Consider the following 20,223-nt stretch of genomic DNA (forward strand, 5'->3'; position numbering starts at 1 on the left):
GCCGCGCGCCCCTTCGCAGTACAAGGGCCGTGTTCTCACAACAACAAAAGCGAGGTGAAAGCATGTCTGGTAATCGTGGTGTCGTGTATCTCGGCGCAGGCAAGGTCGAGGTGCAGACCATCCCCTATCCGAAAATGGAAGACCCGCGCGGCAAGCGCATCGACCACGGCGTAATCCTGCGCGTGGTTTCGACCAATATCTGCGGCTCCGACCAGCATATGGTGCGTGGCCGGACCACGGCCCAGGTCGGGCTGGTGCTTGGCCATGAGATCACCGGCGAGGTGATCGAGAGGGGCCGTGACGTGGAAAACGTGCAGATCGGTGACCTGGTCTCGGTGCCGTTCAACGTTGCCTGCGGCCGTTGTCGCAGTTGCAAGGAACAGCACACCGGCGTCTGCCTGACGGTCAACCCGGCGCGCCCCGGCGGTGCCTATGGCTATGTGGATATGGGCGACTGGGTTGGCGGCCAGGCCGAATACGTGCTGGTGCCGTATGCCGACTTCAACTTGCTGAAGCTGCCCGACCGCGACAAGGCCATGGAGAAAATCCGCGACCTGACCTGCCTCTCCGATATCCTGCCGACCGGCTACCACGGCGCGGTCACCGCCGGTGTCGGCCCTGGCAGCACGGTGTATATCGCCGGTGCCGGTCCGGTCGGACTGGCTGCCGCCGCCTCTGCCCGTCTGCTTGGTGCGGCGGTGGTGATCGTCGGCGACGTCAATCCGCTGCGTCTGGCGCATGCCAAGGCCCAAGGCTTCGAGATCGCCGACCTGACCCAGGACACTCCGCTGTACGAGCAAATCGCTAACCTGCTCGGTGAGCCGGAAGTCGATTGTGCGGTCGATGCGGTCGGCTTCGAAGCCCGTGGCCACGGCCATGACGGCGCGCAGCACGAGGCCCCGGCCGATGTGCTCAACGCGCTGATGGGCGTGGTGCGGGTCGCCGGCAATATCGGTATCCCCGGTCTGTATGTCACCGAAGACCCGGGCGCGGTCAACAAAGCCGCCAAGCATGGCAGCCTGAACATCCGTTTCGGCCTCGGCTGGGCCAAGTCCCACAGCTTCCACACCGGCCAGACCCCGACGATGAAGTACAACCGTCAGCTGATGCAGGCGATCATGTGGGACCGGATCAACATTGCCGAGGTCGTCGGCGTGCAGGTAATCAGCCTGGACGACGCGCCGCGCGGTTACCACGAGTTCGATGCCGGGGTGCCGAAAAAATTCGTCATGGATCCGCACAAGCTGTTTAGCGCCGCCTAAGGAGCAGGTTGGGAAAAGGGCAGCTTTGAGCTGCCCTTTTTTATGGCCTTGCTCATCCAGGAAACCAACCACACATTGATTACTTCATACATTCAGGTACGTTCACACCTTTGCTTTAATCGCATACAGCCCCCCGATAATCACCAACGCTGCGCCGACAACCACCCAGGTATCAGGGCGCTCGGCAAAAACGATTACACCAACCAAAGTGGCGAACACCAGAAGCGCATAGTTGAAAGGCTGCAGGGTAGAAGCGGTCGCGTACTTCAGTGCTTGAATGAGGAGAATCTGAGCGACTACTCCCGTCAATGACAGGATCCCCATCAAGAAGCCCTGGACCGGAGTCGGAGAAACCCAGGCGGGCAGCCCCACAAATGTGATCGTCAGGGCACCCACACTTGCCATAAAAAGCATGTTCGTCGCAAAGGAATCGTGCTGGCTAATCCGGCGCGTCAGCACATTGAAGAATGCGAACCCTAAAGCAGACAGCAAGGGAATCACGGCCGCGAGTTCAAAGACGCCCGCGCCTGGTCGCAGGATGATCAGTGTGCCGGTGAACCCTATGGCAGCAGCGATCCAACGTCGTAGCCCGACAAACTCTCCTAGCAGGCCCCCCGCCAATGCCAAAGTCATCAGAGGGAATACCGCATAGAGAGCGTGCATTTCAGCCAAACCTAAATATCGTAACCCGACTGCAAACAGTACTATTTCACCAACGGCTAACAGGGCTCGAATGATTTGGAGCCAAGGGTGTTTACTGCATAAAGACTCCTTGACCCTACCTTGGTAGGCGGCATATCCGAAGGCAAAAACGACAAACACCCAATAACGCACCATGACCAGTTGGGCAACCGGGAAGTCTTTGACAAGCACCTTGGTTATTCCGTCCTGGCTCGCAAAGATAAGCATTGAAAGCAGGCATAGGAAAATCCCGAGTTGAGGCCTTGCGACCCCAGGACTAGCGGCAACGGTGGGCGTCGTTAAGTACGCCGTGTTTTTTGTTTGATCGCTCTTCAATCGCACCTCGGTCATGCCCCTCCTCCTTAAAATTTCAGCAACTCCGGTTTGGAGCGTTACAGCAGCCCGCAGTCGCGGTTAAAGACCACCAGTCACTGAGGATTGATCACGCGTTCTTTACTTCACCAACCGCGTTTCTCTCGAAGGCCGGTAACCAAAATACGAGCTGTAGCATTTGCTGAAATGGCTCGGTGAAACAAAGCCGCATGCGACCAGCACATCAACCTGAGACAGCTCTGTGTGCTGAAGCAAGCGCCGTGCTTCGGTAATGCGCAATTCCAGGTAATACCGTTGCGGCGTGGTACCCAGTTGCTCTTTGAACAAGCGCTCTATTTGTCGACGGGAACGTCCGGCATATACCGCCAGTTGGTCCATTTGCAACGGTTCTTCCAGGTTGGCGTCCATCAGTTTGACCACCTCTTTGAGGGGGGCGCTCAACGAGATGTTCTGTGTCGGTTTGATACGCCGATACCGCGACTCTTCGAAAGACAGAATGTCTTCGATGCCCTCGACAAGCGCCTTGCCATGCAGCCCTTTGATCCATTCGAGAGCCATATGATAAGCACCCGCCGGACTCGAAGCCGTGAGCCGGTCTCGATCCATGACAAATGCTTCACTGGTGACATGCGTGACTTTGGAAATTTCTGCGAGCGCAGGTCGGTGCTCGGGATGAATCGCACAACGATACCCTTCAAGCAAACCTGACACGCCCAAAAACCACGCCCCATTCCACAGCCCGGCCAGGGTGATACCCAGTTCCGATGCCGTTTTGAGAATGCTGATCAGCTCGTGATTGACTTTGAGTTCGGTGCGATAGCCGCCGCAGATGACCAGCAAATTAAGGTCTTTGAGTGCTGCGACGTCCAAACGCGCATCAGGTCGAATGACTAGGCCAAGGTCGCTGGTGACCTCTCCGTCCTGCACCCCGAAGGTTCGTGAAGAGAACAACGTAGGCCGCAAAAGGTTGGCAGTGACAATCGTATCGAGCGCTTGCGTAAATGCAGGCAACGAGAAGTGTTCGAGCAGTAAAAATCCTGCCCGGGCATGAGCCGTCGGCTCGCTCCGAGTCTCTTCCAGATAGCGCAGGTTTTTACCTTTCATACACCCGCTGAAATCTCGTCGTTCGATCACTTTACGCCTCGCTTTTTTTACACTAGCAAATGCAGTCTTTGTGCAAACCAAGGTTGAATCTGCGTCTGCGAAGAATCAACCGCTGACGCCGTGACCAAACTGTTTTATGCGAGCTGGAACCCGTGAGCCAGAGGGTCTTTATCATCGACGAAAATGGTGTTGTGACCTATCACCTCAGCCCAGCCGCTGACACTTGGCTTCATTGCGTCGAAGGTTCCGACTTTTACCGACGCCTCAACCTTTCCTTCGTAGATCGTACCAATCAGACTTTCAAGTCGGTAAATGTCGCCGACATTCAGCCGCCCCTTTGCGAAGAGCTGAGCCATCCGGGCCGAGGTACCGGTACCACCGGGAGAACGATCAATAGCTTTATCACCGTAGAATACTGCACAGCGGCCATGCACGGTTCTACTGTGTGGTTTGTCACACCAGATAATGTGGTGAACACCACTGATTCTGCTGTTCTCAGGATGCACAGGGTCACAAATGACCGAGAGCGCTGCACGCAGCTTCTGGCTCAACCCCACGATGTCAGCCGTCGTCTGCCCTTCGAATCCAGTCCAGCACTCCTGTGGTTCGACCACCGCATAGAAATTCCCGCCGTAGGCGATGTCCACCGTAAACGTACCGATACCCGGTACTTCCACCACCACATCGGCRCTGTGCAGGTAGCTGGCTACGTTGAACAAGCGAATCGACTCAACAAATTCGCCGCCCATGGTGTATTCGACATCGACCCGTCCCGCCGGTGTTTCAATCGCCAGTTTTCCCGGCTCACGAGGTGTCACCAAGCCCTCTTCAATGACCACGGTCGATAATCCGATGGTGCCCGCTCCACACATCGGCAGGCAGCCGCTGACTTCGATAAACAACGCACCGAAGTCGCAGTCGTCACGTACCGATGGATAGATGATGACGCCGGACATGATGTCGTGCCCCCGGGGCTCGAACATCAACGCGGTGCGCACCCAGTCATGATCACGCACAAAAATATCGCGCCGCTGCGCCATTGAAACCGACGGCATCAGCGGCGCTCCGCCCGCTACGACCCGAACCGGATTTCCGCAGGCATGTGAGTCAATGCAAAAAAAACTACGTCTCATGCTGAAGCCCTTTCAAAGAAATTTGTTGGGGGAATGACGCTGCAACGCACCGCGTGACAGTCGATCCAACAGCAGAGCAATAGCGACAATGGCCAGTCCTGCTCGAAGGCCCAAGCCCATCTCCATTCTGGAGAGGCCTCGGGTTACTTCAGCCCCCAGACCGCCCGCCCCCACCAGACCAGCCAGCACCACCATCGCCAAGGACATGAGGATGCATTGGTTCAGGCCTACCAACAGCGTGGGTGCGGCTGTCGGCAGTTCAATTTTGAACAGAATGTCTTTAGGTGAAGCACCGGACGCCTGGCCCAACTCAAGGAGATCCTTGGGCAGCTGCTTGAAGGCCAGGGTTGTCAATCTGAGCATCGGCGGGATGCCATAAACAATCGTTGCGATGATCGCGGGCACGCGCCCCAAGCTGAACAGCATCACGGCGGGGATCAGGTAAACCCAAGGCGGCACCGTCTGCATGATGTTCAGAATCGGCAGCATTGCTTCATCGACACGCTTCACCCGGGCCGCCAGAACACCTAGCGGAAAAGCGATGGCAACGGAGATCAGGACCGACACGCTAACGAGCGCGATCGTCTGGATGGACGCGACCCAAAGGCCAGCGAACAAACAGAAAGCCAACATCACCGCAGCGAAAACAGCGACTCGCTTATTGGCAAAAAAGAAGGCCGCGACAACGACAATTCCGATGAATAAATACGGATGGGGAGCAAGCAGCGTTCCCTCCACTGCGCCGAGTACCCCCTCAACGACCTGACTGATCCCTTTGAACAAGCCATGTAAATTCGTGTTCAGCCAATCAACGGCAGGAGCCAGGTAATCGCCTGGAGAAAATTGAATGTGCGTTGTCATTGGGAAGCCCTCACCCGCGCCTGTGCAGCACTCTGCGCCAGACGATCCAGGATCATGGTCAGGATAACGATAGCGATGGCCGCATTGATCGACTTGGCGATATCCAACGTACGGATGGAACCGTAAATCGCCTCGCCCAAACCGCCCGAACCCACAATGCCGGCGATGACGACCATACCGAACGCCATCATCAGGCTTTGGTTGACACCGGCCATGATGCTGGGCATGGCGAATGGTAAGCGGATCTTGAAAAACATCTGCATTCCAGTCACGCCGCTGGCATCTCCCAACTCGATGAACTCCTTGGGTGTCATGCGAATACCCAGGGAGGTCAGTCGTAGCGCAGGGGGAAGCGCAACGATAAAAGTCGCCAACAGCGCCGTGGCAGGGCCGTAGCCGAGTAGTGCAATGGCCGGTAGCAGGTAGATGTAGGGCGGCATCGTTTGGATCAAATCCAGACAAGGATCAACCACACGATCAAAGGCCGGCGCCAGACCGGCAATGACCCCCAGCGGAATGGCGACAACCAGTGCCAGGACAGTCGCTGTGAGCACCAGGGCAAGCGTGCTGACTGTCTCTGGCCACAAGCCGATGACGTCGCAAAACAACAAGGCCAAACCTGCGAGAGTCGCAAAGCGAACGCCAGCCACACGCCAGCCAATCAACGCCATGACAATCGCTACGGCGTAGTGCGGTGGATAGGCGATACACCACAGCACGCCTTCGTAAATGCCCTTCAGCACCGCATTGACGGCATCGAACACGAACTCGCCATTATCCGAAAGCCATTCCAGTCCTGCATCAATGGAGGTATCAAACTGACTGGAAAAATCCGGCGTGCTCATGCGGACGCCTCCATCGCATTGGCAGTTGCTACGGACGCAGACTCGTTGGGAATACCTTGAACGCCACGCAGCAGATCACGGGGCGTAATGATCCCCACCACTGTTCCGTTATCGACGACGGCAAGCGCGTCGCGCACGGACTTCATCGTCAAACCGATGAGTTCGTCGATATCGGCGTCAAGCGAGGTTTTGGTGAGCCTGGAAATGTCGCAAGTCGGATGTGCTGCCTTGTAGGCCTGGAAAGACGTCATGACCGAGTGAGCCTTGACCAGATGCAATCGGGAAATGCCGGCGACGAATTCCGCCACGTAGTCGTCAGCCGGGTTGAGCACGATTTCCTCGGCGGTGCCAACCTGAATGATGGCGCCATCTTTCATGATCGCAATGCGGTCACCGATGCGGATGGCCTCGTCCAGGTCGTGTGTAATAAACACCGCGGACTTGCCCAACTCCTTGGTCAGCTGGCGGAACTCATCCTGCAACTGTCGGCGAATCAGCGGATCAAGCGCGCTGAACGGCTCATCCATCAAAATCACTTCTGGGTCAGCTGTGAGTGCACGCGCCAGTCCGACCCGTTGCTGCATGCCCCCGGACAGCTCGCTTGGATAGCGTGAAGTCCACTCGCTCAATCCAACCTTCGCCAGCGCCAGCTCGGCCACTTTGTAACGCTCGGCCTTGCCAACACCCTGCACTTCCAGGCCAAACGCGGTGTTCTCAAGAACCGTACGGTTAGGCAGCAAGGCAACGCTTTGAAAGACCATACCGATATGCCGCGCCCTCACCTCTCGCAACTGTGCGGGTGACAAGGATGAAACGTCCTTGCCTTTGACCAGCACCTTCCCCGAGCTCGGGGTGATCAGCTTGTTCAGCAACCTTATAAGGGTGGATTTGCCACTGCCGGACAAACCCATGATGCAAAAGATTTCCCCCCGGCGAACCTGGAGACTGACATCGGAAACCCCGACCACACAGCCGTAGTTTTGCAGGATCTGGGTCTTTGAAAGACCCTGCTGGACAACAGCATCCATGGCTGCCGGTGCATTTTTACCGAAGATTTTCCAAACCGACTGGCAATCTACCAGCACTTCGTCAGTATTAATTGTGGCCATCGTCATTTCGCAATCCATCGAACCAGTTGTTTGCTGGCTTCTCTAATTAATCAAAGGGCGGCAGTGGCAAACAAACAAAACTCAATAGTTCTTGATATTTCCCCAACGATTTACAAGATCTGTATGGCTATCTATCCAGCCCTTGATAGCCTCGTCCATGGTCTTGCCATCCTTGACTTCAGCATTCATTGCGGTGATGTCCGTGATGGGCACATAAACACTGGCCATCAGTTCGCGCGCACGCGGATTGGCTTCAGCGAAGCCTTTGTGCCCGATCCAGTAATAACCCTGCAATGGCGGGAAGACCCCTTTTGGATCTTTCAAGAATTTGAGATCAAATTTCTTGGTCATCCAGGAAGGATCCCAGACGGTTACCGCCACCCATTCTTTTCGATCGACTGCCGACTTTAAAGCCGCGGTCATTGCCGAAGTACTGCCTTCGACCAGCTTGAGCTTGATGTCGTACGCTTTGACCACGTTGTTCGCGTCACTCATCAAACCCGAACCAGGCTCGATGCCAATGATTCTGTTCCCCAGTTTGTCCGCGTTTGCGTTCAGCTGTTCAATGGAGTCGATGTCTACGTAACTGGGTACTGCCATGCCCTGATAAAGACCAAAGGAGACCGGTGACAGCTTCTCGATTTTGTTCTTGTTCTTTTTCCAATAATCGGTGGCGGCGTAATCAATCTGGGATGCCAACACCTGAATATCCCCTTTGCTGAGTGCAGCGTAGGCGATACCCCACTCGGAAAACTCCACGACTTTTACGGTATACCCAGCGTTCTCAAGTACCTTCTTGGTAATACCGGTAATGGGCACCAAATCCTCCCAGGACATGGTCCCCATTACTATGTTTTTTTCTTCAGCGTGTGCCTGCAAACTCATCATGCCCACCAACGCGAGCGCGCAGAATGCCTTCCAGATATTTCTCATGGATTATTCCGTTCTTATTAGTGACTTGTTAAACGGCCTTTATAGGAAAAGCCGACAACTTAACTTATTAACCTTCTCGCCCGGCCCAAAACTCATGCCAACGAATAACCGAACTGACGCCCAGCTTCGTTATTATCTTGGGGGGTAACCTGCTGGGTCCTGGTGCGTGACTGAAACTGTCCAGAAAATCAGAACGTGTACCCGAAGCCAACTCCGCCGCCATTACACCTGCCAGGGTGCTCTTGACCGTTCCCAACCCATTTTCGCAGCAAGCCGAATACAGGTTTTCTTCGATCTCGCCAAATGCAGCGGCGCTATTACGACTCAAACACAGACGACCGGCCCAACTGAACTCCAACGCAGTGGATTTCAATTCGGGAAAGCGTGCATCCAGGGAATGTCGCTGTTCTTTGGCAACCGCAGCTACACGCTCTGGGGTGACCTGGATACTCGGGTCATAGGTGAATTTTGTCCGGATGACGATACGTGAGAGACCGTCTGTAGAGATTTTACGAACAGTCGCGCCCATTGGATCAGCCGGCAATAAGGCCCACCTGGCTTTTCCTGGTACATCTTTCCTGAATTCATCATCACTGTACGCTGCCGTCATGGAGGCGTAAGTGAAGACGTGCAGCAGGCGTCCTTGAAAATGGCCAAAGTCTTCAATGTGGCCGTTGACCGCCAGAATGACCTTGGGTGCGCGCACCACCCCGTTATGAGACCGAGCAGTCCAGCTGGTACCTTGCCTGGACAACTCAATGATTGGAGAGCGCTCATAAAGAGTGATTTCCCCTTCGAGCCCCGCTGCCAGGTCTCTGATGTATTGCGCAGGCTGAATCAACACTGCGCCGGGGGTATAGATCCCACCTTGGTAATAGGTTGACCCAGTGATTTCACGCATTTGCGCTGCATCAAACATCTCGAACTTTTCGCCAATGCGCTCAAGGGATTTGGCGTAATTGACGTTCAGCTTCAAGCCCCGCTCAGTGGCGGCCGCGTTGATCTTCCCTGAAGGATCGAAGGTGTCTGCAGACATGCCGTACTCGCGTGCGGCTTGCGCAGCAAAATCAATCGCGAAACGATTTTGCGTGATTTCCAGAGCCGTTGCAGACTCACTGGCAACGGAGTACTCCCCGGACGACAGACTGTGCGGCACATCGATCATGAAGCCAGAGTTTCTGCCTGCTGGCCCCTTGGCGACTTCATGAGCATCGACCACAACAATGCTGTCACCCGGGTGTAACTGTGAAAGTCTGCGAGCAGCGGACAGGCCGGCAAAACCGGCGCCGATAATCAGCCAATCCGCCGTCACGTTTCCATCAAGCATGCGGACAGGCGCAGTGCGTGCGGAAATCGCCTCCCAACCTGAAACCCCGGTGTCTACCGGCAGGCGCTTGATGGTATGGGTGCTCATTTTTCGGTCTCTTCATCCGACCGATCAGACACATCGATCCAGATGGTTTTGATTTCGGTGTACTGGTCGTGGGCAAAAATGGATTTGTCCCGGCCACCGAACCCTGATTCCTTGTAGCCGCCGAAAGGCGTCGACGCATCGCCCTCACCAAAGCAGTTCACAGTGACAATGCCGGCGCGGATTTCTCGCGACAACTTGATCGCCCGACGCAGACTGCCGGTATAAACCGAGGCCGCCAGGCCGTATACCGTGTCATTGGCCAGGGCAATGGCTTCAGAGATCGTATTGAAGGTGGTCACCGAAAGAATCGGGCCGAAGATCTCTTCCTGGAACAGCCGGTTGTCTCGACCGACACCGTCAATCACGGTTGGCTCTACGAAGGCACCGTCTTTGGTCGCACCACCGTAAACAACTTCAAGCTTTGCGGCGGTGGCGTGCTCAAGGTACGACTTCACTTTTGCGAAATGCTCTGGGCTGACCAGCGACCCTACGCGGTTTTGCGGATCAAGTGGGTCACCCATCTTCCATTCGCGGATGTAGGCGCCCATGCGCTCCAGCAGCTCGTCTTTAACAGACGCGTGGACGATCAGGCGCGAGGTCGCGGAGCAGTTTTCGCCCATGTTCCAGAACGCGCCGTTGACGACATGCTCGGCCACACGATCCAAGTCTTCGGCATCATCCATCACTACCGCCGGATTTTTCCCGCCGCATTCGAGCACGATGCGTTTCAGGTTCGAATCGGCTGCGTAATGCAGGAAACGGCGGCCGGTCGCAGTGGAGCCGGTGAAGCTCACCATGTCGACGTCGTTATGCAAGCCAATCGGCTCGCCGACCTCTTTGCCCGTGCCGGTGACAATGTTGAGGACACCGGCGGGTAAACCGGCTTCAAACGCCAGCTGAGCGACACGTAACGTGGTCAGCGACGTTTGTTCGGCAGGTTTGACGATGACCGAGCATCCTGCGGCGAGCGCCGGGCCGATTTTCCAGGCCAGCATCAGCAGCGGGAAGTTCCAGGGCAACACGCAGCCCACCACGCCGATCGGCTCCCGAACGACCATGGTCAGCGCGTCGCTGCCCACCGGGGCGGTGTTGTCATAAATCTTGTCGATCAGTTCCGCGTGCCAACGCAGGGTGTGGATGGTGTCCGGCACATCGACCAGCTGACACTCACTAACAGGCTTGCCGCTATCGAGGCTTTCGAGGACGGCCAGTTCGTGTTGATGGCTTTCAAGCAGGCTCGCAAACTTCAACAGAACAGCTTTACGCTCCCTGGGGGAAATCGATCTCCAGCGTCCATCCTCGAAGGCCTCTTTGGCGTTAATCACCGCAAAGTCGACATCCTCGGACGAACAGGCAGCGACGTCTGTCAAAAACTCACCCGTTGCCGGGTTGTTCGTGGCGAAGGTTTTGCCAGAGATCGCGGGCTTGAACGCGCCATTGATGAACGCGTTGGATGGCAGTGAAATGTCTTTAGCCAGAGCGGCATATTCGGCCTTGCTCAGAAGATCACCCATGGCAGGCTCCCGAAGTAATGTTGGCTACGTTGCGTTTAAGTTCGGTAATGACCGACGCGAAACTCTGCTTTTCGTCCGCTTCAAGTGGCTGCAATGGCAGGCGCACGTTACCGACTTTCAATCCGGCAACTTCGCAGCCGTACTTGATCGACTGCACGAACTTGCCACCGTCCAGGGCATTCATCAGCGGCATCATTGCCGACATGATTTGACGGCCTTTGTCGAAGTTCTTTTCGATCACGCAGGCTTCATAAAGCGCAACGTGTTCCTTGGGCAGGAAGTTGGAACCTGCGCACACCCAACTGCGGGCGCCCCAGGCAAAAAACTCGAGGGCCTGGTCGTCCCATCCACAGGACAAGGCAATGTTGGGAAACTGCCGGGCCAGCATATGCACCTGGCCCATGTCGCCGGAACTTTCCTTGATGGCGACGACGTTTTTCGATTGACTGACACGCGTGAAATATTCTTCATCCATCGAAACGCACATGCGCCCCGGATAGTTGTAAAGCATGATCGGCAAGTCCGCTGCGCGATCGATCGTGAGCGCGTGAATCGCGTTTTCCTGTGAGGTTGGCAGCGCGTAAGGCGGGGACGTAACGAGAATGGCGTCCGCTTTGATCGATTTGGCATCCTTGGCGTACTGAACCGCATCTTCGGTACGAATCGCCCCGGTACTGACGATCAGTTGCACCCGAGTGCCGATCACATCTTTGGCGTAGGCCGCCAACTCGGTGCGTTCTTCCGAAGTCTGCGCATAATACTCGCCGGTCGACCCGCCGATAATAATGCCGTGCACCTTCGCCTCAATCAGCGATTCCAAAACTTCCGAGTACACATTCCAGTCAATCTCCCCATCAGAGTTATAAGGAGTTACTGCTGGCGTATAAATACCTTCAAATTTCAAGATAAATTCTCCGAATGCGAGTTACGTGGAAGGTCAACGAGCGCGTCAGCCTTGATGCCTTGAGGCGCGATAAACATCTCCATGTTTTCACGGGACAGTTCCCAGTGTTCAAACACGAGATAAACGACGGCGCTTTGGTTAACTGTTGAATCCAGACTGGCATGGGCCAAGAAGGCGGTCAATAGAGTGTATTTCCGGCGTATACATTTCTAGAGGGATGCTTCACTCGTCATTAAAAATACTTTTTTCTTTGTTTTCAATGACTTGAGATTCCCCCATCAGAGCCGCGACGTCAATCGATAACATTTGTTTATGCATTGATAAGAGTAAATGTTTCTTGTTGATGCATCATTGCCGTCGTAGTCTTACAACAGCGATATTCTACCGACGAATTGGCGGCGAAGCTCACTTGTACACTCGTCCCATTAGTTAGGATCCGTTTGCCCGGGCTCGACTAAGGTACTGTAGAAATATTGCTATCGATGCAAACATCGGCATTTAAGAATTGTCTGCATTAGTAAGGACTCAGAAACGAAATGAGTGCACGGATGGCACCACCATCCAAGAAGGCACATTTTTCGTAAGACGCTTCCTGGACGTGGCAAACCGTTCCGGTTCGCGGATAGAAGCAGCACGGTTTGATGGTCTTGCATCCACAGACGGTACTGCGAACTCAAGACCGTTTAGCCTCATCTCGCTGAGCTGGCTGAATGTGTCGCCCCTTTGGTATTTTGGAGTGTGTTGACCGTGAGCACTAAATCGGCAGTTTCAAATCTTGTTGCGCAGCGCAAGCCTGACCATGCGCTGCCAGGTGCCCTCTATAGCGACCCAGATGTTTACAGGCAGGATCTGGAACAGATCTGGCACAAAAGCTGGATCTTCGCAGGGCACACATTTGAGCTGGAGAAGTCGGGTCAGTACCTGTCGCTGCAAATCGGCGATTACCCTGTCGCTATCGTGCGCGGCGCAGACAAGCAGATTCGTGCATTCCACAACGCCTGCCGCCATCGCGGCTCCAAGGTGTGCCCGGAAGCAAGCGGCAAGGTCGCCAAGCTGGTGTGCCCTTACCACAAATGGACATTCGAGCTGGATGGCAGACTGCTTTTCGCCGGGAACATGGGGGACGATTTCGACAAGTCTCAGCATGGTTTGAAACCCGTGCATTGTGAGGTCGTCGAAACCTACATCTATGTGTGCGTCGCTGACGTCGCCCCTGACTTTTCTTCATTCAGAAAGTCCGTCACCCCTTTCGTTGCGCCTCATAACCTGGACGACTGCAAAGTCGCGTTTGAGTCGAACATCATCGAGAAAGGCAACTGGAAACTGGTTTTCGAGAACAACCGCGAGTGTTACCACTGCGACTTTACTCACCCGGAATTGATGCACTCATTCGTCGACAACCCATCAGTGGGCGGCGCTGGCGGTGATGAGGATCTCGAACTCAAAGAGCATTGGGACCGCTGCGAAGCGGCAGGCCTGCCAAGCCGATTGGTCATGGACGAAGACGGTCGCTTCCGCATGACGCGCATCCCCCTGTTTTCCGGGGCCGTCAGCTACACAATGGATGGCAAGCCTGCGGTTGGCGGTCGCTTGGACACAACCGGTGAAGCCAACATCGGTGCGCTGCTTTATTTCAACTACCCATCGACCTGGAACCACTTTCTGGGCGATCACGCGCTGAGCTTCCGCGTTCTGCCCATCGGTCCGGGCGAGACGTTGGTCACTACAAAATGGATCGTCAAGAAGGACGCGCAGGAAGGTGTCGACTACGACATCGATCGCCTGACCAAGGTTTGGCTTGCAACCAATGACCAGGATCGCACCTTGGTGGAAGGCGCACAGGTAGGGGTCAGCTCCCCTGCTTACGAGCCGGGCCCGTTATCGGTGGCTAGCGAAATTGGTGTGTGTCAGTTTGATGACTGGTACTGCAAAACGATGCTTGAGCAACTCAATGACACGATCCCGTTAAGGTCTGTCGGCTAAGTGCAAAACTGCCGGTGGTGAGCACCACGAATGATCACCACCGGCACACCCAAACCTCTCCCCTCTGCGCAAACCGAGTCACTGCCCAGCCAGCACTCCTATCTTCTAAACGGCTCAGGAAAACTGGGCGAGAATCCAGTCTCGTAGTCGGCAACACGCTTCGTCGTTCACCCGGTCTTCACGGAAAGTCAGATAATGCTGGCTTTCATGGAGAACCACTTCCTGATCGACTGGACGAACCAGTGATCCGTTTTCGATTAGATTCGCAACCAGATGATTCCATCCAAGGGCTACACCCTGGTGGGTCAAAACCATACTTATCACCAGGTTGTAGTCGTTTGCATTGAAAACGTGAGGGCTATCGTGAGGCCGCTTTTCAATATCGACATCGTGATAGGCCAGCCAAACGCCCCAGTCGACGTGCTCCGCTACCTGGGATCGGCCATAGGGGCTGAGATTTAGCAGAACCCCATCGCGCAACCCTTCCAGGCTGGACAGCTCAGGATGCTCCTCTTTATATCGAGGTGTGCACACCGGGTAGATGACGTCATGAAACAACGGATAACTACGATAACCATCCTGAACCTTGGCCATCTTGGTGATGAAGATGTCGGGGGTTACACCGGGTTCCATCGACAAAAAGTTTTGAGTGGTCACCAGATTCAGATCGATATCAGCGTTCTGAGTGAAAAAACCCGGCAGTTTGGCTGCTAACCAAAGAGCCGAAAACGCTGGGGAACAGCAAAGCGTCAGCGTTCGCTTGCCTGCATTGTTGGTGCGAATGCGTTCCGCTGCCTGGGAGATGTTTACGAAGGAAAGCTGCGCAGCATCGAAAAAAATGGAGCCGGCCTCAGTCAGCTCGACCGCTCGACCGACCCTCTTGAACAGATCAACCCCAAGGTACGTCTCAAGCTCTCGAATCTGACGACTGATTGCCGCTTGAGTAACGCACAGTGCCTCTGCCGCTCGCGTGAAACTCTGGTATTTGGCGGCCGCTACGAATGACTTGACTGCTTTCAGAGACGGCATTTTCAGCAACGTCATATCTGGATCGATGTGCTTAACCATAACCTAAAGTATTTAATGTCCGGTTCGGGGCCCCATGAGAGGGCCTTAAAGGAGGAGATCGGCGGGAGGGTTCCACCTGGGAGTGCATGCTTGAGAGTAGCTGAAAGAGAAGGTCTACAACAGGGAAAACGGCGCTTCGCTGAACAACAAACACTGGCGGCATCGAAAACGGATATCAACGCAGGATCGATAACATAGCGTTATTGATTGGTCAGAAGAAATGTTGTTAGACGCTGACTCTATTAGGTAATAACTTGTCACTCAAGGCACTGCCAAATTCAGCGTCGATAAAACAAAAATAATAAACATCACATAATAAAGAGGATGGTCACAATGACTAATTCCCAACTCTTCTCCCAGCTTGACTGCCCCCAAAAGCACCGTCTTAACTGATCAAGACACGTATACCTAAATTCTTGATCTTACGCCGTAATTGCAACAGGAGGGGTTATGAGTCTTGGTGACGAGATACTCTCGGTAAAAAACATTTACAAAGTCTTTGGCCCTCAGCCGAAGCTCGCGATGGAGATGCTGGCTCGCGGTGCTGACAAGAATGAAATTTTCAGCAAAACCGGTCAAGTCGTTGGCGTTTTTAATGCCAGTTTCTCCGTAAAACGTGGAGAGATTTTCGTCATCATGGGTCTTTCCGGTTCTGGAAAGTCGACGATGGTGCGGTTATTCAATCGACTGATCGAGCCAACCTCTGGAACAATCCATCTTAACGGACAAGAAATCACCGGTCTTTCGGACGCCGACCTTCTTAGCGTTCGTCGCAAAGACATGAGTATGGTGTTTCAGTCGTTTGCGCTGATGCCACACATGAGTGTGATCGACAACGTTGCTTTCGGTCTGGAAATCTCTGGTGTCGAGGAGAGCGAGCGGCATAAGCGTGCACTTGAGGCACTCAAACAGGTAGGTCTCGAGGGACACGCCTACAGCTATCCGCACCAGCTGTCTGGCGGTATGCAGCAGCGCGTGGGTTTAGCCCGAGCGCTGGCCAATGACCCTGCCATCCTGCTGATGGATGAAGCCTTCTCTGCTCTCGACCCGTTGATTCGCAGCGAAATGCAGGGCGAATTGATCCGCCTGCAAGCAGAACAACAGCGCACCATCATCTTCATCTCGCATGACATTGAAGAGGCAATTCGCATCGGCCATCGCATTGCGATCATGGAAGGTGGCCGCGTGATACAGATCGGTACTCCACAAGAGCTGCTTTGCAACCCGGTGAATGATTACGTCAAAGCGTTCTTCAAAGGTTTCGATGCCTCGAAGATTCTGAAGGCTGGCGATGTTGCCAAGATCTGTGCTGAGCACCCTTACGCCAAGGACCAGTCCACACCTACGCTGCAGGCTGACGCTCCACTTCATGACGTCTTTCACATCGTCGCCAATGCCGTTAACCCGGTTGCCGTGCTGGATCGCCAGGGTGTTTTCAAAGGCACGATTTCCAAGAGCCTACTGCTCCAGACAATGAGCCGTCACTAATAGTCTCAACTCGCTGGCTTGCCAGGCTCAGACATTCAGGTGATTAGCATGAACGAATTCAGTCTTCTAGACCCGTTTCAATCCATCAACGTCCCCTTGGGCCAATGGGTAGAGGTCGCCCTAAATTTTCTGGTACAAAATTTCCGTGAGATATTTCGTTCGATAAGATGGCCAATCGATCAAGTTCTGAACGGCATTCAATATGGATTGCTGTCTATTCCTCCGTCGATTTTCATCATTGCTGCAACGCTATTCGGCTGGCAGGTGGGAGGAAAAAAAATAGGCATCCTCTGCTTCGTTACCCTCTCCCTTTTAGGGGTGATCGGCGTGTGGAATGACGCGATGATAACCCTCGCGCTGGTGCTCACTTCACTGTTCTTCTGCGCGATTATTGGCATACCGCTGGGAGTCCTGTGCGCCCGTAGTAACCGATTGGAAATGCTTCTTCGCCCGGTATTGGACGCGATGCAAACGCTGCCAGCGTTCGTCTATCTGGTTCCCGTCGTCATGCTGTTTGGTATCGGAAACGTACCGGGGGTGTTGGTCACGATCATCTTCTCGGTGGCGCCGCTCGTCAGGCTTACTAACCTGGGAATCAGGCAAGTGCCAGAGGATAAGGTCGAGGCAGCCAGAGCCTTCGGATGTACCCCACGTCAAATGCTGATGCGAGTCCAGTTTCCGTTGGCCGCCCCTACGATCATGGCTGGGTTGAATCAGGCATTGATGTTGTCACTTTCGATGGTTGTGATCGCATCGATGATCTCGGTGGGTGGCCTGGGTCTGATGGTACTTCGCGGTATTGGGCGCCTCGATATGGGCCTGGCGACCGTGGGTGGCCTGGGCTTGGTTTTACTGGCGATCTTCCTTGACCGCCTGACCCAGGCAATGGGCGAGCGCAGCAATAGAGCAACCAGAGGCGAACATTGGTACCAGACAGGCCCTGTAGGGGTGTTGTATCGCCTGAAAAGACAAAGTGTCGTTAAAGAAGAAATAGATATCAGGCCAAAGAAAAGTTAACCCGCGTAGCAGCGCGCCGCCTGAACCCAATAAAAAGCTGGCTCCTTAAACCACGCAAGGTAGACGATAATGAATTTCACACAATGCGCAATGAAACAAAAATTTATTCGTTCTATGGTGCTTCTAGCATTAACGGTATCACCTGTTTTCGCATCCGCTGCGACAGCGCAACAACCCGGCCAAGGGATATCAATCACCCCCATCTTCCCGTCCATCGCCGAAGAGCGATTTCGCGGAGAGATTGCAATGGCGGGCCTTAAAGAGCTGGGGTACAAAGTTCAGACTCCCAAGGAGACCGAGTACTCCACCATGTTTGTTGCGATCTCTGGTGGCGATGCTGACTTCACGGTACATATGTGGGAGACGCTGCATGAGGCTTTTTACAAAAAAGCCGGTGGCGATGACACGATGGTGAAGTCCGGCGACATTATGCCGGGTGTTTTGCAGGGCTACATGATTGATAAAAAAACGGCTGATGAGCACCACATTACGTCTATCGCAGATTTGCAGAAACCGGAGATTGCCAAGCTGTTCGATGGCGATGGTGACGGTAAAGCGGACCTGACGGGTTGCAACCCCGGTTGGGGCTGTGAACTGATCATTGCACACCATATGAAAGCCTATGACCTGAACAAGACCGTTTCAAATAACCAGGGCTCCTATTTTGCCCTGATGGCCGACACCATTGCTCGTTATAAACAAGGCAAGCCGATTCTCTATTACACCTGGGTACCTCAGTGGATTTCCGGTGTACTGGTCGAAGGCAAAGATGTTGTGTGGCTGACCGTGCCGCGTACCGATCTTCCGAGTGGCAAGAACGATACCAATACTACATTCAATGGCAAAAACCTGGGTTTCCCGGTAGACGTCGTCAAAGCCGTTGTTAACAAAGAGTTCGCCGAGAAGAATCCGGCGGCGGAAAAGTTTTTGTCTGAAATGCAGATCACCACCGACGACGAAAGCGCGCAGAATCTCAAAATGCACAATGGTGAGAAAAGTGCATCTGACATTACGCGCCATGCCTCGGAATGGATCGCCGCTCATCGCGCAAAGTACGATAGCTGGATAGCAGACGCCCGCGCCGCTGCAAATACCGCCACCGCAAAGAAGTAGTCTGGTCATCTAAAGCTGCGTAAAGGTTGCCCCTCGCCGGGCAACTTTTTTATCCGTTTCGGCGTTCATCATTCAGGAATCATGAAATGCAATTGTATTCATTCGTCCAGAATTTCAGTTACAAGGACGCGCCCCTGCATACACGCGAGCTGGTTAAAACTTGCCTGCTCGACATCATTGGTGTGGCCGCCGGAGCCCGCGACAATCAAACCAGCGTTATGCTCAAAACTTACGCTGACACCCACTACTCAGCCAATAAGCTGTCCAGCCGCCTTTGGTTCGACGGCAGAGCCGTACATCCATTGGGGGCCGCTTATGCAGGCGGCTTCAGCGTAGATAGCCTGGATGCACATGAAGGTCACTTCACATCCAAGGGGCACGCGGGTGCAACTGTTGTCCCGGCCATTGTTGCATTGGTAGACGCGTATCGCAGTCAAGGCAAAGACATCAGCGGCGAGGAGTTCCTCAGCGCACTGTGCATTGGTTACGAGACGGCCTTGCGTGCGGGCCAGGCCTTAATGGCCACTGCCCCGGAATATCATGCCTCAGGCGCGTTTTCCGGAATCGGGGTCGTTTGTGCGGGAGCCCGCCTGCTGAAACTGGATGAAACGACGTTTCGTCACGCGCTGGGTATCGCGGAATATTTTGGCCCGAGGTGCCCGATGATGCGCCTGGTGAGCTTTCCGACGATGTTGCGTGATGCCCACGGCGCCGGGGCGTATGCCGGACTGAACGCATTACTGATGGCACAGCTCGGTGTCACTGGCGCTCCAGCCGCTACCGTTGAACCTTTGGAGATTTCCACTTTCTGGCAGGACATCGGAACCCGCTGGGAGATCGATGAACAATATTTCAAACCGTGGCCGGTATGTCGCTGGGCGCAACCGGCACTCACGGCCATGACCGATTTGATGCGAGCGTATCCAGTCATCACTGCGGAGTTGATCGAGACCATAAATGTCGAGACATTCCATGAGTCTGTGTGCTTGCAGGGGCATTTTCCGAAGAATGCGGACGAGGCCCAGTATGCGCTAGCGTTCCCACTTGCCGCCTTGATCGTTCGCGGAAAGCTGGGCCCTGACGAAGTCACTGGGGATTCCATTCATGCGCCGGACATCTTGAACATCAGCGAGAAGATAATCCTTCATGAGGCGCCCGACCTGTCCGCCAGGTTCCCGGAGGAAATTCTCTCCCGCGTCACGGTTACCCTGAAAGACGGCACGCGTCTTACGAGCCCTACCGCGACGGCCAAGGGCGACCCCGGCAACCCTATGTCGAGTGCCGAACTCACGGCTAAATATCATTTGCTGGCTGATGACAGCTTGGGATCCACGCTCAGCAATGCGATCAAGAACAGTGTTGAAGCACTGCCTGAGAGTGATGACTGCCAGTCATTCTTTGATTTGTTGCTGTCTGCTCCAAAAACCGCTGTCTAGATTGCGCAACGGTTTCGTAGCTATT

Annotated in this window: 17 protein-coding genes and 1 pseudogene; 6 read left to right on the plus strand and 12 right to left on the minus strand. The window is 54.5% G+C overall.

Going from position 1 to position 20,223, the window contains the following annotated elements; translation table 11 throughout:
* Positions 1–62 precede the first annotated feature (62 nt).
* On the plus strand, positions 63–1,262 hold the full coding sequence (gene fdhA / locus AC1DWG_RS20000) for a formaldehyde dehydrogenase, glutathione-independent (protein WP_477755859.1): 1,200 nt from the start codon (positions 63–65) through the stop codon (positions 1,260–1,262).
* Between the two features lie 102 nt (positions 1,263–1,364).
* On the opposite strand, the gene AC1DWG_RS20005 is transcribed toward fdhA, so the two are convergent.
* The 11 genes and pseudogenes from AC1DWG_RS20005 to AC1DWG_RS20055 all read right to left on the minus strand — a co-directional run.
* The gene (locus tag AC1DWG_RS20005; protein ID WP_477761932.1) at positions 1,365–2,294 is read right to left on the minus strand and encodes a DMT family transporter; all 930 of its coding nucleotides are present in this window, start codon (positions 2,292–2,294) and stop codon (positions 1,365–1,367) included.
* Positions 2,295–2,396: 102 nt separating this feature from the next.
* Positions 2,397–3,410 (minus strand): GlxA family transcriptional regulator, encoded by a 1,014-nt coding sequence (locus tag AC1DWG_RS20010; protein WP_477755857.1) that lies wholly within the window; start codon positions 3,408–3,410, stop codon positions 2,397–2,399.
* A gap of 104 nt (positions 3,411–3,514) precedes the next feature.
* A complete protein-coding gene (locus AC1DWG_RS20015) occupies positions 3,515–4,513 on the minus strand; it encodes a 4-hydroxyproline epimerase (protein ID WP_477761934.1) in 999 nt (332 codons plus the stop codon).
* Between the two features lie 12 nt (positions 4,514–4,525).
* The gene (locus AC1DWG_RS20020) at positions 4,526–5,374 is read right to left on the minus strand and encodes an ABC transporter permease (RefSeq protein ID WP_477761935.1); all 849 of its coding nucleotides are present in this window, start codon (positions 5,372–5,374) and stop codon (positions 4,526–4,528) included.
* The gene (locus tag AC1DWG_RS20025; protein ID WP_477761936.1) at positions 5,371–6,219 is read right to left on the minus strand and encodes an ABC transporter permease; all 849 of its coding nucleotides are present in this window, start codon (positions 6,217–6,219) and stop codon (positions 5,371–5,373) included. Before AC1DWG_RS20025 ends, AC1DWG_RS20020 begins: the two co-directional genes overlap by 4 nt.
* Positions 6,216–7,334 (minus strand): quaternary amine ABC transporter ATP-binding protein, encoded by a 1,119-nt coding sequence (locus AC1DWG_RS20030; protein ID WP_477788251.1) that lies wholly within the window; start codon positions 7,332–7,334, stop codon positions 6,216–6,218. Before AC1DWG_RS20030 ends, AC1DWG_RS20025 begins: the two co-directional genes overlap by 4 nt.
* A 75-nt stretch (positions 7,335–7,409) precedes the next feature.
* Complete coding sequence (locus AC1DWG_RS20035; RefSeq protein WP_477788252.1) at positions 7,410–8,261, minus strand: glycine betaine ABC transporter substrate-binding protein; 852 nt, start codon at positions 8,259–8,261, stop codon at positions 7,410–7,412.
* A gap of 67 nt (positions 8,262–8,328) precedes the next feature.
* A complete protein-coding gene (locus tag AC1DWG_RS20040) occupies positions 8,329–9,675 on the minus strand; it encodes an NAD(P)/FAD-dependent oxidoreductase (RefSeq protein WP_477761938.1) in 1,347 nt (448 codons plus the stop codon).
* Positions 9,672–11,189, minus strand: coding sequence for an aldehyde dehydrogenase (locus tag AC1DWG_RS20045; RefSeq protein ID WP_477788253.1), 1,518 nt, complete (start codon positions 11,187–11,189; stop codon positions 9,672–9,674). Before AC1DWG_RS20045 ends, AC1DWG_RS20040 begins: the two co-directional genes overlap by 4 nt.
* Positions 11,182–12,093: a dihydrodipicolinate synthase family protein gene (locus AC1DWG_RS20050; RefSeq protein WP_477761940.1), complete on the minus strand. Its 912-nt coding sequence runs from the start codon at positions 12,091–12,093 to the stop codon at positions 11,182–11,184. The genes AC1DWG_RS20045 and AC1DWG_RS20050 overlap by 8 nt, the downstream gene beginning before the upstream one ends.
* Positions 12,090–12,233 (minus strand): annotated as a pseudogene (locus tag AC1DWG_RS20055) (GntR family transcriptional regulator); the annotation flags it as partial. The pseudogene AC1DWG_RS20055 and the gene AC1DWG_RS20050, both read right to left, overlap by 4 nt.
* A gap of 607 nt (positions 12,234–12,840) precedes the next feature.
* On the opposite strand from AC1DWG_RS20055, the gene AC1DWG_RS20060 reads away from it, so the two are divergent.
* Positions 12,841–14,076 carry an aromatic ring-hydroxylating oxygenase subunit alpha gene (locus AC1DWG_RS20060; RefSeq protein ID WP_477756084.1) on the plus strand — a complete coding sequence of 412 codons (1,236 nt, stop codon included), beginning with the start codon at positions 12,841–12,843 and terminating at the stop codon, positions 14,074–14,076.
* 114 nt (positions 14,077–14,190) lie between these two features.
* Here the strand turns inward: AC1DWG_RS20060 and AC1DWG_RS20065 are convergent, their stop codons facing one another.
* Complete coding sequence (locus AC1DWG_RS20065; protein WP_477761942.1) at positions 14,191–15,144, minus strand: LysR family transcriptional regulator; 954 nt, start codon at positions 15,142–15,144, stop codon at positions 14,191–14,193.
* A gap of 450 nt (positions 15,145–15,594) precedes the next feature.
* Here AC1DWG_RS20065 and AC1DWG_RS20070 point away from each other — a divergent pair, with 450 nt between their 5' ends.
* From AC1DWG_RS20070 to AC1DWG_RS20085, 4 genes are all read left to right on the plus strand, one after another.
* A complete protein-coding gene (locus AC1DWG_RS20070; protein ID WP_477760210.1) occupies positions 15,595–16,632 on the plus strand; it encodes a quaternary amine ABC transporter ATP-binding protein in 1,038 nt (345 codons plus the stop codon).
* Positions 16,633–16,680: 48 nt separating this feature from the next.
* A complete protein-coding gene (gene proW / locus AC1DWG_RS20075; protein ID WP_477761943.1) occupies positions 16,681–17,649 on the plus strand; it encodes a glycine betaine/L-proline ABC transporter permease ProW in 969 nt (322 codons plus the stop codon).
* 114 nt (positions 17,650–17,763) lie between these two features.
* Positions 17,764–18,762, plus strand: coding sequence for a glycine betaine/L-proline ABC transporter substrate-binding protein ProX (gene proX / locus AC1DWG_RS20080; protein ID WP_477788272.1), 999 nt, complete (start codon positions 17,764–17,766; stop codon positions 18,760–18,762).
* An 86-nt stretch (positions 18,763–18,848) separates the two neighbouring features.
* Entirely contained in the window at positions 18,849–20,198 is a 1,350-nt protein-coding gene (locus AC1DWG_RS20085) for an MmgE/PrpD family protein (RefSeq protein ID WP_477760212.1), read from the plus strand.
* Positions 20,199–20,223: the final 25 nt, after the last annotated feature.

Source organism: Pseudomonas sp. P4_B3, assembly GCF_056402295.1.